9 protein-coding genes are annotated in these 13448 nt (G+C 55.5%); 1 reads left to right on the plus strand and 8 read right to left on the minus strand.

Features of this window, described 5'->3' with window-relative positions; genetic code table 11:
* Positions 1–146: 146 nt before the first annotated feature.
* From tnpA to OPU71_RS20635, 8 genes are all read right to left on the minus strand, one after another.
* Positions 147–518, minus strand: a complete 372-nt coding sequence (gene tnpA, locus OPU71_RS20600; protein WP_267729964.1) for an IS66-like element accessory protein TnpA — start codon at positions 516–518, stop codon at positions 147–149.
* A 584-nt stretch (positions 519–1102) separates the two neighbouring features.
* A complete protein-coding gene (locus tag OPU71_RS20605) occupies positions 1103–3016 on the minus strand; it encodes a hypothetical protein (RefSeq protein WP_267729965.1) in 1914 nt (637 codons plus the stop codon).
* A 10-nt stretch (positions 3017–3026) separates the two neighbouring features.
* The gene (locus OPU71_RS20610) at positions 3027–5414 is read right to left on the minus strand and encodes a sensor histidine kinase (protein ID WP_267729966.1); all 2388 of its coding nucleotides are present in this window, start codon (positions 5412–5414) and stop codon (positions 3027–3029) included.
* Positions 5415–5423: 9 nt separating this feature from the next.
* Positions 5424–6251, minus strand: coding sequence for a phosphoadenosine phosphosulfate reductase family protein (locus OPU71_RS20615; protein WP_267729967.1), 828 nt, complete (start codon positions 6249–6251; stop codon positions 5424–5426).
* The gene (locus OPU71_RS20620) at positions 6217–9684 is read right to left on the minus strand and encodes a hypothetical protein (protein ID WP_267729969.1); all 3468 of its coding nucleotides are present in this window, start codon (positions 9682–9684) and stop codon (positions 6217–6219) included. Before OPU71_RS20620 ends, OPU71_RS20615 begins: the two co-directional genes overlap by 35 nt.
* Positions 9677–10615 carry a DUF4007 family protein gene (locus tag OPU71_RS20625; protein ID WP_267729970.1) on the minus strand — a complete coding sequence of 313 codons (939 nt, stop codon included), beginning with the start codon at positions 10613–10615 and terminating at the stop codon, positions 9677–9679. Before OPU71_RS20625 ends, OPU71_RS20620 begins: the two co-directional genes overlap by 8 nt.
* Positions 10612–11130, minus strand: coding sequence for a hypothetical protein (locus OPU71_RS20630; protein WP_267729971.1), 519 nt, complete (start codon positions 11128–11130; stop codon positions 10612–10614). The genes OPU71_RS20625 and OPU71_RS20630 overlap by 4 nt, the downstream gene beginning before the upstream one ends.
* Before the next feature lie 341 nt (positions 11131–11471).
* Positions 11472–12101, minus strand: coding sequence for an AAA family ATPase (locus OPU71_RS20635; RefSeq protein ID WP_267729973.1), 630 nt, complete (start codon positions 12099–12101; stop codon positions 11472–11474).
* Positions 12102–12558: 457 nt separating this feature from the next.
* Here OPU71_RS20635 and OPU71_RS20640 point away from each other — a divergent pair, with 457 nt between their 5' ends.
* Complete coding sequence (locus tag OPU71_RS20640; protein WP_267729975.1) at positions 12559–12897, plus strand: hypothetical protein; 339 nt, start codon at positions 12559–12561, stop codon at positions 12895–12897.
* Positions 12898–13448 lie beyond the last annotated feature (551 nt).

Genomic DNA, 13448 nt, shown 5'->3' on the forward strand with positions numbered 1-13448 from the left:
GTCCACCAGTTTTCTTAGTGGACACTATCCTTCACGCCGGCCGACGCTGGCTCAAGATGGGTTCGCCGGACGGATACCACTCGCCGAATCCGTGCCGGCGCGCATGTCCAGCGGCTCAACCGCGAGCCAGATTGCTTCGATACCAATCAACGCAACCACTCCGAGAGCCACGCGCCACAGTCGGACGCCGCGCTCGCGGGCCAACTCACGCTCACCGTTGCGCTGCCGCGGCGCAGTTCAATGCGGATTTCACCCGATGCCAAAGGCGACGCGGGTAACGGTGACGGTGTCACCGGCGAGGCCGTGGGCATCACCAGTGGCAGGAACGCCGGTGCCGCGCTGATCGACGCGGGCGCACGCTCGGCTGCGCGCCGCCATCGATGCACCAGATTCGCATTGACCCCGTGACGCAAGGCTACCTGCGCCACGGAGGCGCCCGACACTTCACTTTCGGCAACGACCTGTGCCTTGAACGCCGCGCTATGCACACGACGGGACCGACTCTGACTCTCTTTCATAGTGTCCACCTATTTGTTGGTGGACACTATCCTTCACGCCATCGGACGCCGGCTCAAGATGGGTTTGGCGGACGCTTACAGTAGGTCTGGCTCACGGCGCAATTTGTAACTCGCCCGCCTTGGCAGATTGATGGTTTCGGTGATGGCGGGCAACCCTGGGCGCTGCGTTACGCGGGTCAGCGTGCTCGGCCCGTAGGGCAAAAGAAAGAAGCACACAGCGCCATCTTGGATGTAGCTCTGCGACACAATCATCATTATCGGCGTCCGTACGTTGCAAGGTTATCAACGTATAGGTTCACCGCGACCGGATGATTTTCTCTGGAAAGCTCTCGCGTAGACTTCTCCGCGGCCGGACGGGTGAGCGCGAACGCAGAACGCCAACCAATCAGAGGCTAGGGGCCAACCATATGACCCAGACTCTATTGTTGAAATGATTCTGGAAATTCCTGTGGTGCGTTGTGTAAAGTTTCGCGGGGTCAGATAGGTCAAGCGCGGGGCCAAATTCACCGGATGCTATTCGCCCGAGTAAGAGGAGATGGCGGTTCGCAGGAGGGAGAGGGTCAGCTCCCTTCGCTTGGCTGGCTCTATGAGGCAAATCCTCCGCCATCGGCCGCTTCTGGCTGTTTGTCTTCTTCGACCTCAGAGTACAAAAGAATCTCGAAGTTCTTAGGCTGCGCCAGCTGCCCTAGCGTTCTAGAATATCTGATAGTAATTCCACCATTAAAGCTCTTTGACTTGCTGCCCCCATCGAATACCACTTTAAAGTTGTCTGGTTTTGCAAAATGCTCAGCCACGACCTTTAGCTTATTGCTAGATTGCTGAGCCAATTTTTCCTCTAGCGTCTTCTGTAGTTGCTCCTTGAACTGCAAAGAAAACATTACTGTAAAATACAGTTCGCTATCTCCTAGTTGCCGCCCCATCGCAAGAACAGCCGGATAGAACCCCGCTCCGTCGGCATCAAATTCACCTTCAACGCTCGGCGCGTCTCTCCCGTCGCCGCAAAAGCGATAACGAACTTTCGCCTTCAATCCAATTGAAAACGATGGGTCAATGGGGACGCCCACACGCGAAGCATTATTTAGGGCCAAAGTCTTAATTTCTTGCGCAAAAATCTCCGTTAGCCGCGCAATCCTGCGATGCCGTTTGCTGTCCTGCAAAACAGAAACAGGTAGGGTTCTGAGCGATTTGTAATCGAATACTATGTTGCTATACGAAGCCTCACCACCCGCGGCCGGCAATCTGAGCACTAGGCCACCCTGGCCAAAACCGTAAGAATTATGTATTAGTGTCGAAAGACTCGCGTTGCTCTCCACAACTTTTCCTGGAACTAGCAGCACTTCGTAATCCGCCGAACTCCTTTGGAGGTCGCAGGCAGGTGAAATTGCCAGTAACAACTTCCCCTTCTGTGTCTCATCAACGAACTCTAGCACGTCACCAAAGGCGACTTTTGCTGTGCCCGAGGTTGGTGTAGGTGCGACTGCGATGTCTGCAAACAGCTCGAAGAGGACGCTTGAAGGGAGGAGTTTTCCGTCAAAAGGCGCGTCGCCATAGCTATGTTCCGTCGGAAGCACCGACTCTTGCAGTCCTTTCGCCATCCGCACTCTGGCCGCCAAAGCCTCTGCCAGAAGCTGTGTCAAATACGACTGTGGCGTATCGCTCTCGGCATCAAGTCGAAGAGTCTTTAGTATCGTCAAATCATGAACATCGAGCCTATTTCTCAGCTCAGCATTTAGTTCTGACGCTGCCGAAGAAATCTCCTTCTCAATCGTTTCCAAATAGCCATTCAGCTTAATTGCCGATTCATACGACGCCTGGAAATATTTCAAACGAGCTTCAATCTCGGCGCTGGAGAAGTTTGCCTTATCCATCGTATGGAAGAAGGCCCCGCGCACGCTCGTCTCTTTACGAAATATCGCAAGCTCGCCTGAGTCCGGCAATGATGTGGACATGAGGACGACCACTTTCGGAAACATGTCCTTGCCGACTGGGACAGCTTTACCAAGTTCAGTCTTCACCGCTTGGTGATTCTTCCTGGCTTCTTCATGATTGGTAATGCCTTCAAGGAAGAAATCGACAAATGCAATCGAGCAGGCGCTCAAGTCCTCACGGGATGCATCTAAACTTCCGAACGTTTTCGGAGTTACGTCAAAGAATTTTGCTATTTCCGCTTCCAAAGCGCGCAGACGGCGAAGTCCAGCCGTTTTTTTCTCATCGAGGTCAGAAAATAGTGTTTGAAGGAGTGGGTGATGGCCCGTAATATGCTTATCGTAGAGCTGTGCTAGATTGTCGTTGACTACATCAAGAAGCTTGAATGCGTCCACCTCAGCCGTATTCAAGAGGGTTCCAAGCTGGGTGCAGTTCTCCGGCGACGCTTTCAGTTCCCTATGGAGTGCTGCCAGCGCTTCGCCATTGACAGCTTCTGGATTGGGCTCCAAATATAGGTCGTCAATGATAACGACGCTGCCGACCCCAGCTTCAAAGGCCTTCAAAAGGCTCATTTCACTCCCCTCAGAACTTTAGTACGAAGCCGTTGTGGACGCCTGACTCTGCGGGCAACAGTTCCAATTCGGCGTCGTTCTCGGCCGCCAGCTTCTTTGAAATGTATAAGCCTAGACCGCGGCCGTTAGCGCCTTTTGACGTGTAAAAGGCGTCAAATACACGATTCCCGACGTCCTCGGAAATACCCGGCCCGTTATCCGATATGGCTACAAGTCCGGCCGCTGTATCGATGTCCACTCGAATTTGCGGGCGCTCGTCGCGATTCAAACGCCTTGCCAGCCAGAAGACTGAATTGTTGAAGATGTTGTCAAATATCTGGATTATCTGTCCACGCTCTACTTTGCGCGTGAAAGCGCGTGCACCAGTCATAACAACGTCGAAGTTAACCTTATTTTGCTCAAACTTTGCTTCGTAGAAATCCCTCATCTCCTCGACCAAAGTGGGGATTGAAAGGACTTCTTTACGTTGCCTCCCAGGAATGCTGAGGACGTCAATGACACGAATTCTTTTATTTAGAGTCTTAAGTACGGCGGCAAGGGCTTGTAGTTTCTGTGGGTCGCTCGCGGTCTTTTTGTCCGCCAACAGTTCAAGTGCGTCTTGAGTTGTCCTTGCTAGCTCGTGAGCAAGAAGTTCCACCATCAAGCCGACTCCCGCCAAGTGTGTGTACGTTTCCACCTCTTCGTTCTTCGACTTGAGCGTTTGCTTGGCTCGGTTCCAAGCGTCTTGAACCTCCCCTAGTTCTTGCAACACACTTTGGATGGTTTCCGCCTCTGCGGGAACGCGAGCCTTAAGCCGCTTCAGGTTCTGGGCGGCATTCTGGCTTGAGTCGCCTATGCGTGCGTCAATATCCTGGAGCGTTTCCTCATCTGCAACCTTATTCTCTTTATCGACCTTTTCGAGGAACGACTTGCAGTCTGCAATGATGGCTTGACGAAGTAAGCGCCGAAGAGCTTCGCGTTCCGGAGAGTCCCTAAAGCCCTCGCGATTAGTCTGGTCGATGAGCTTTGGATTCTCTCTGGAAGTAATCCTTAGGTAGCCCACAATCTGAGCTCTATTCAACTTATAAGCCGAGCTGGCAAGGGCCTTTCTGTCCAGGTCCAGCCAATCGTCCTGTGCCGAGCCATAGGGGTATACGCGAAAGCCATCGCGATACACGAGCAGACCACCACTCCAGTTTCGAACAAAGTCACCGAGTCCGCCGGACCACAAGACTTTTTCATCCCTCAGGAATCGCCCACGATTAAACCAGTAAAATTTCGCCTCGAAATCTCCTAGCGTCTTTAGCGCGGTGACGACTTCATCTGAGCGAGCCAGCTTTTCAGCATTTTTCTTTCGTTTTGGCTCATAGCTGACGGCGGTTGCGAGATGAGGGCCTGCATGAACAAGCTCCTCCTCCCGCTTGTACAAGCGATACACAGTATTAACGACGAGCTCGGCCGCGTCTTCGTTGGCAGATGAGGTCTCCACCGAGCCTGCGCGGAATGTAATTGTACAAACCGCGTCTGCACACTTAAGGCGCGCAGCCTCAAAGACGCCTATTAGGTTCGCGTCCTTACCTTGGAATTTAATCGCTAAAAATTGATTCGCTGCAGCGGACTGGAAAGGGTCCGCGAGCTTTCCCAAATCAAAGCGCGACAGTTCCCTCAGTTTGTCTAGGTCCCAATCAGATTGCAGGTCCTTGATAACGATAGTCGTGCCTTTATGCCTCGACTTTTGGCCACCCATAACCGGTTTGAACTGAAGAGACTCGTGGTCAAGACCCAACATGGGATTGGCGTACACAGGGCGCCAGTCTAAGTCGAGGACGTACTCATTTGACTCTGACTCAACCGCGGACACTACTCTTATGAAATGCCCCAGTCGCATAGCGGCGAGTCGGCCAATGCCTTTCTCTCCCAATGGGATTCGGCGGTTGTCAGAGGCATCGCTCGCCTCGTCATCCAGAAGATGCATCTTCTGTTCGAGGCGAACCGTAGTTCCAACCGTCAAGTAACAATCATTCAAGGCCTGCTTGTCCATCCCGCAGCCGGAATCGATGACCTTTATAGAGTTGTACTCAGCGCAGGCGTCCTCCAGTGAGACAAGAGCTTCTGACCTAGAGCCAACTTGAAGAGCTCCAACGAACTCGGCGAGTGCTTCGGCAGGAGCGCTGCTATCAATTCCCGCATCGACTTCTGCAAGGAACGCCTCTGCGTTCCACGCCAGACGCTCATCCCTCCATCGACGAAGAAGCGAACGCTTCATTGAAGGTTGCAAAACAACCTGAATCTCGATGCTAATCTCTCTTGAGCCGGCGTCTAGCCCATTCTTAATGAGCTCATACAACGCCATTCCATCGGAACTAATGAGTTCCGCACCTAGTTCAAGGAGTACTCGTGCTTTGAACGTGAGTCCCAACTCAGCCCCCTACAGTTGGCAAACCAGACAACCCTGGTCGTCATCGTCTTCAGGGTCTTCCGCCGCTTCGGCGTTAGCGAAGACCTCCATTAAGGTAGCGTTCTCGCGGCGAGCAGCGTTGCGCTGGATACGAATGACGTGCTCCCGCTTAATTTGTTCGATACGTTGCGGTTGCTCCATCTCGGCTAGGCTTTCCCCGCGACTCCATGTGAAGAAGTTGCCGGTCTTCTCGAAGGGGCGCTCGTATTCTTTGGCCTGCTCGTACAGCTCTGGATACGTCTCCTTAAGCCGAACCCACTCAATCTTCTGCTGGTAGAAGCAGAAGTAGCAGCCGGACCTCGTACGCCCCCATTTTGTGTAAGGCGGCATGCCTACGCCAGAGGACTTCAAAATGCCTTCGATGTCGCGCAGAATAAGGCCGTCTTCTTTGAAGGGATAAACGGCAGTGATGTTCGGTTTGTGACTGATGTAGCCGCTGCGTTCTTCCTCCGCGCGAAGACCAACGTAGTTTATGACTTCGTCATCACCGCAGTATTGTTCAAACGGTTTGAGTTTCAACGCGCGAGTGCACCAGCGCCGATGGTTGGATGGAATCATTCCGCCGTACATGTGGTACCAATGGTCGAAGCCGAGTTCCGCGTTCAAACGCACGACGGGCTTCCCCAGATAGCTAGAGATACGCTCCAAGTACTCGTATGTCTCAGGTAGTTCCTTGCGCGTGTCGCTGAAGATGTACTCCATCTCAGGTACACGGTCACGCATGTAGATGGCTAAGGCTGCGCTGTCCTTCCCGCCCGAAAGGCTAAGGATGTGCCTGACCGGTTTTTTGTCCGTCATCTTCTCGGTCCTTCCCGTTGGGTTGTCGTGACGATTGAAGCGTCAGAAGCGCCTGCCCGAGAATGGCAAGCATCTGCTCATGGCTTCCTTTGCTTGTTCGCTCCAAGTCCTTCAGAACTTCGTTCGCCTTAATCTTTGCTACTGGGTCTGCAACTACAAATACGGCGGACTCGTGACCGGAGGGCAATGTCATGGTGACAGACACATACCGCTCTCCAAGCGCCGGATTTCTTGCGCGATGGCTCACAAGACGAACCCAGCGTTTGTACTGAGCACACAGCTCAATGATTACCGCCTCAAACTGGGTTAGTGTTGCGTCAGTCCAAGAGTCCAGTGGCTTGTGAACAATGAGGCTCGCTAGCGAGTCCAGCCAGCGCTCGTCCGAAAGCGTCGGGTCAGCACAACGCAATACGAAGGCTCGTAAGTTGGCCTCTGCCAAGTCAGTCGTAGCCGAACTACACTCCTTCTGTAGCTGCTGTCGAACGCGAGGGAGGGTCCCAGCTATTTCGAAAGACGCGCTCAGAATGCTGCCAACCTCCTCTTGGAGCCGTCTATAGCTAGCACCCAGGTCGCCTAGAACCGTCGCAAGCCATAGCCTGAAGGCGTGCTTTGACTTGCATTCGTGATGTACCTGAGGTACAGCTCGGAAAAGGAGGTCAATGTGGTCTCGTGAGCGCTCGAGTTGCGTTCGGAACAACGACGTGTCCTTGCTCACCCTGCCGCTATGGAGTGCGTACGCGGGCAGCTTCTTCACCCAACGGTAGGTAGCTCTAGCCACTTCCAATGCAGTGAGGCTTCCCTCGACCTGGCAGCCGACCGTGGCTAGCGCGGCTCGGTAGTCTTCGAGCACGGCGTGGTTTTCGACGCTGGCCGGTATCTCTTTGACCTCGTACTGGGCTGGTGCCTTATACATGCGCTGGAGATGCTCCGCAGTTAGCTCGAGGACCAAGGTTCCACGCTCGAACACTGCGCACGTGCTTCGATTGACCATGAGGTACATTGCGACCCAGATGCCACCTGGCCCATTTCGCACGCCAAGGGGAGGGGCAGCGATTTTGTCGAGCAGCTCAGCAAAGGTTTTGCCCGCACCATCGCTCAGAAAGTCCGCGATTGCTTCCCAAACGGGCACGGCATTCACATGAGCTAGAACCTTGGGTGCCGATAGGCTCCAACGGCCATCCGCGTCCGTCCAGATGCCTGTGTCAAGCAGCAATGTGCGATGAATCAGTCGCTCAGGAGGGAACTCGTTAGGCCCGCAGATGGGTTTCGTGTGGTCGTTGGAGAAGAGCACATCGAACATGCGTTGCCGTGCCAGCACGATGGCGGATGTTGGCCTGTCTTTGTTAATGAGTTCGTTGACGACCCGAGGTGCCAATGAGAACTGCTCGTCGAAAAGCCACGAGGCCAACTGACTTAGATTTTTTGCGGCGTTGTGCGGGACCTCTTTGCCAAGGTGCCAAAATTTGCGCGGCCCCTTGTCGCTCAGTTGGGCACCCAGCAGCGCCGAGATGACTTCGTCGACTTCTTCGCGAGAACTTGCCAGTTGCCGCTCTACGTACTGAGTCGCCCATGGGTCGAGCTGTCGGGCCCTAAGCTGATTAGCTACAGACAGCCATACGGCGTACTGCGCAAGCGCAATGCGCGCAGCGGGGTGTGGTTGCAGACATGCATGAAGCTCCAGAGGATGCAGCTCTTGTTTGCATCTATCAGTTGCCTGCTTCATCTCTCGATTGGATGGGCCAATAATCAAGAGCTTGAGCCACCCATCCGGTTTGGCATCCTCCGAGCTCAGCCTCGGCACTTGGGGCCACGTGTCGACTGTGCCGACGAGCACCGCCAACGTCCTTAGCGTTCCCGTGCGGTCGTAATGGCGGTGCGCAACAACTGGGCGTGAGGAAAGGGCCGTTTCCAGTGCTCGCGTGACAAGCACCGCTTCCTTCTCGCGTCCAGCCTCTTCCAGCAAAGCGTCAATGTTTGCGAGCTCGGGGACGGCCGTCACAACCTGCTCGCCGCCGCGTCGCAACTGAACTACGCCCTTGCGCACAAGTTCATCAATCGCACAGGCTACGTCAGCCGGACCAACGTCATCAAGCGCGTGCTGCACTAGGCCAACCGACACGGGAAGCCGGAGACTTTGTTCAATCAGCTCCGCCATGGCGATGACCTTTAGTACCTTGGCCGCAAGGCTGCCTTCAATCTCTCGTGCTACGCAGGAGGCTGCAAACGCCCAACGACGCTCGGCATTTCGTTCTCGGAATCGCAGGCTATGTGAGCAGGCCAGGTGGTCCCACAAGTTGTCAAGGCGGTACCATGTATTTGCGTCGACATCATGACGACTCGAGAAGTCGCGCAGCGCATGTGGTTCATCACCGCTCAGGAACGCGTGGAATGAGCGCTCGCTCTGTCCCATGCGTTTGGCGACAATTGCCATTGCGGCAATCACTGACGGGTGCAGCGGGTAAAGCTGCTCAGCATTGGAGAGCAGGTCGTGGTCTGCCGTGCCCTGGAACTTCAACAATCCTCTCTCGACAGCGGCACCAAATAGGGCGCGAGCCTTGGTCGCCAGCCCTGGATGCTTGCAGGCCTTCGATGATAGGCCGAGGGCATGGGAAGCGAAGTGGACATAGCGCTCAACGGGTTCGTCGAAGGGGATTTCTTCGAAGCGGGAGGCGACCTTTTCCCAGTCATCGGACAGAGCCTTACCCAGGCCATCGGCGTAGGCAGACATATGCTGATGCAAGAAGGCGACCACCGAGATTCTCGAGTCGCCTCCTCCACACGCGCTCTCAGCAAGTTGCTGAAGGGCCATAAGGTCACCCTCGGCCGGATAGAGCGCAGCATGCTCGACGAACTTGCCGAGCTCATCCACCAAGACCACTATGCCTTGAAAGCCGTTGACCTCTGCCGCGTCAGCGAAATCTCGTACCATTAAGGAAACGGCGGCATTTAGGGGCACACCGTTATACGCCTCATCATCTAGGTCGAGCCGCTCAATGAAGTGCGACGTGGCCTTGTTCGTTGACCACGACTCCGTGACGCGAAGAAACGAGCGTGCAAGCGCCACGCCCAGTGACACCCGAGACCCAACCAGAGCAACCGGGTAGCGCGAAGAGTCCGCAAATATTGCGCTGACCCGCTTTGACTGAGTTGCAAGCGCTTCAGCAATTAGGTTGAAGTGCTGCTCTCCCGAGAGAAGTTGGCCCGCAGCCACTCCGAGGGCCGACTTGCCGCTGCCGTATGGCCCCACTACTTTCCACGCACGCTGCGGAGAATTTGACTCTAGGGCCCGACCCAATTGCTCAAGCGCAGTGACCACCGCTGGCGTGACCAGGTAGTTCTGAAGGGCCTGTTTGTCATACAGGTCTCGTTCAATAGAAATTGAGCGGACCAAGCCGGCACCAAGGCTCAGTTCTCTAATGATTGATTCAGACATCCAGAACCTCTATGCCCGCAGCCAAGACAAGTTCGTCCGGTGCATTGTTAATGTTGACAACTACGCTTTGAGTATCAGCGGTGTCATTGAAGCGGAGGCAATTTCTTAGCACGCCGACGGAAAGGTCGTCTACGAATCGGCGAACCGTCAGCTCGTCCAAGCAGAAAACTGTCCCCGGGGAGTAGTCCCCCCGGAGAATATCCGACAGTGGCACGTTCGTTTGACTTGCTCCTCTACGCTGGATGTAATCAAGCAAACAGGTAGCGAAGACGCGTTCCGTCAAGCCTTGCGGCTGTCGATTGGAAACGGTGAAGCCGGTGCGGCCATCAACACTTATCGCTTGACTAAGCAGCCCAAGGTCTTGAAGCGGGCACCAAGACGTGTCGTCGCTACTCCGGTCTTCCTTCAAATAACTCTGGATAAAGATGCCCGCGTGTTGCTCAAGCGTCGAAGACGCAAGCGGTCGAGCTTTGTCACGAGCACGCACACCTAGACGGTCAACCAGTGTCTTGCGGTCGAAACGCTGAAGGCCGCCATCGCCGAAGACCTCGGACCATGCGCTCAGTTTGGCGTAAGACGTAAGCCACCAGTGTATGAGCCAAAGCGACTCGTGCGACTCGAGATAGGGGTCCCAACCTGCCCTAGACATCAGCCGAGCACCAACCGGTCCAGCCCGATGGCCAGCATCGTCGTCCCGTTCGATGACACCTGTCGACTCCCCCCAGAATTGAAGGGACTTCACCATATTTCGCCCAATGCCCAGAGTGTGCATTGCCCCAAGCTCGTCCTTAAGGATGGTGGGGTTCTGTCCCACCGCGCGAAAAACTTTGGGAAGCCAACCGTAGCGGCACACGAAGGACTCGTGGCCAGAGAAGCGTTCTTCAAGGTGTCCGGTCATTTTCAGGCTTTCACTCACGACTTCTGTCGTCATGATTTCTTCTTTCGTTGGTAAGCACCTTTTGCCGCTTCCTCTGCTTGCAGGTCACTGTGTCGCGCAACCGGGTCATAGAGCTGTGGCATATTGCGCTTAGCCCACGCAGCGGCGAGTTTTTTGTAGTGCATCTCTTCTTTCTCCCAGCCTTGTGATATGGCTTGCCTTGCCCATTCCGGTATTTTCTCGGGATGATTAGGCGGAAAGGCATGGATGCCGCTCTGTGGGTCGAAAGGGTTCATGTAGGGACGCCGCACCGCGGTGCGCGGCAGGCGAGCCCCCGGAGGCAAATCAATCTTGCTGCTGACCAGGCGTGCAACTGCCTTCTGGTCTAATCCTGCTTCTTTTGCGAGCGCAACGATTTGCTCAAGCTTCTGCTTAACTTCATCGTTTCGACGCTCCACGACAGGGATAGCGGATTCGATGATGTCGGCGAGTAGATGCAGCTCTTCCTCGGAACAGGACGTTGCATTGTTTTCAAGCCAGCGCCGCACTCCAATAAAGGAAAGCCGCATAGGGTGTCTCCCTTAAGGTGCGCGGAAATTCTACAGACACTATACGGAATTAGGCGGCTAATGAGTCATTTTTTAGTAGTTGTTTGACGGCGAACGTGATGACGGCCGCACGGCTCATGCCCATGTTCAAGGCGTACGCATCCAGTTCTTCGCGAACAACCGGGTCAATGGACACAGTGATGATGTTCTTCTTGCCCGCTTTGCGGATGGTCCTGGCAGCGTAGTCCCTGCCGGCGCCTGCGCACCAGCTCCGGCGTCCGGGGCGCCGCCAATGAAAGCATCAACGGACGGGGTGTTTTTGCGGGGTATCACGGCCACGGCGTTCTCCTTGGGTATCGGGCTTAGTTGAAGACGGCGGCCAAGAGCGCCTGCATCTCAGCGATGGCCTTGGCGTCACGATTGCCGGGCAGCTCAAGGACGCTCAGGCCCGCACCAGCAGCGTCAGCAAAAGCCTTTCGACGGCCGACTGTCACAGGCATCAGTTGAACGCCACTAGGCACCGCACCGCTCGCTTCTGCATTGTCGTTTCCTCGGGAATCGGCCATCGTGAGCAGTGCGTAGGCAACAACGTCTTTGATGGCGCGCGCTTCCGATAGCAGCGCGGACATGTCTTCCAGCGCCCACACGTCGAAGGAACGCGGCAGGAATGGAACGACGATTTTGTCGGCTAGCAATAGCGCGGCACGTAGTGCCGTGTTGTCTCGCCCGCCCGCATCAATCACGATGTCATCGTAGTGGTCGGCCGCGCGCAGCACCTGCTGGCGCAGGGCTTGGCCCTCCACGTACTGGCAGACCGCAACAATCGGGGCTCGGTCCCCACGGTTCGTAAGAGCCGTCAGGAGGCTGCCCTGCCGGTCACCGTCGACAGCCAGGACGTTGCGGCCTTGTTGCGCGCGACCGACCGCCAGATTCAGTGCGGTGGTCGTCTTGCCAACCCCGCCTTTTGTGTTCAACAACGCGATGATGCTCATGGTCATCCCTGCCGGAATGGTTAATTGTGGTTACTTCAGCCGTTCTGCACTCTTGCATCACCATTTCCGTAGGAGTTGCAGAATGCACGTTCTATAGACGTATAGCGTTGGATTCGTGCATGAGACACTCGTTGCACAATAAAATGCATAGTAGAAAAAATTGATGAACGCCTCGCCTTGTGAAGTTCATCTAGTCGGTGCCGCAACTCCCCGTCTTGCCAGCCCGAACGGGACTGTCACGGGGGGCTTGACTAGCACACCTGGATTTGCTTAGGTTTTAAAAACGGTTCAACGGGCCGTGGGTGAGTTGCTCCCGTCAGTGCACGCACCGGACGCCATGTCCGGCACGGCAAAACCAGCAGCAGTCTTCTGACCTTCCTTGACTCGGTATTGAGTCCCGGAAAGCCGAACAACGCGTGCCGTTCTTCGACGTGCTTTCCATGACGGAGCTCAATCCATGACTACTCCCATTTCGGGTTCTTCGGCCGGCTCGGCCACCTCCACCACATCCACTCCCGGCTCGGCATCGCCCGTTACCGACGAGGTGCGTGCTGGCACGCTCTGGACCTTCATCCACGCACAAGCCTCGCGCTTCACCTTCGACGAAGCCCTCGAAGTTGTTTGCGCTCTGCGCATCGACCAGCACGAGGACCACAAGACGCTCGCCAAGCGCCTCCGCATAGGCCTGCAGACTCGTGGTATCGCGCTGAAGCACGTGAACGCGCTGCATGCTGCAGCACAGTTATTGGGCCAAGGGCCGATTAAGGTGTTGCATTTGTGGCTACTGGTGACCTAACGGAGATAAGTCGTCGCTGTGGCCGCTCTTCCCGTCTCGTGGAATTCAAGGCAGTGGCTACTACTTCGTCGATGATCACCACGAGCGTCTGCGGCTTGGGTTCTTCGGTCCTGTCTGCGGTTGTATGGGTACGCTAGCCGTTTCTCAGTGAGCGTCAGCGGAGTTCATCTCGAGTTGGCCCCCGATGGCGTGAAAGACACTGTTGCCGAAGAGCAGATCGCCCGGCGCTTGCTGAAGCAAGTTGAGAATGACGGCAGGTCCGGCTTTTTCACGCGCTTGGCCACTGCGAAGCCCAGACCAGAGAGGAAACTACCGATGGCGGTGGTTTGGTTCAGGTTCACTGGGAAACTGGCAGGGGCTGTGACGGAATTGCAAGCACGTCAATATCGCATTCGCAGACGGTGGTGGCGGCGAGCGTGTGTTAGCAGGGTGATGCAAAACCCCGTGAACGATTCGGGGATGCAGTTGTCGTAAGGATAAGCGTCCCACCCCAGGCAGAGCAACGATGCGCGGCGAAGTCGATCCCCAATCCTCGATGTTCCATTACTTCT

This window comes from Niveibacterium sp. 24ML, assembly GCF_026586805.1.
In the GTDB taxonomy this organism is placed as follows: Bacteria; Pseudomonadota; Gammaproteobacteria; order Burkholderiales; family Rhodocyclaceae; genus Niveibacterium.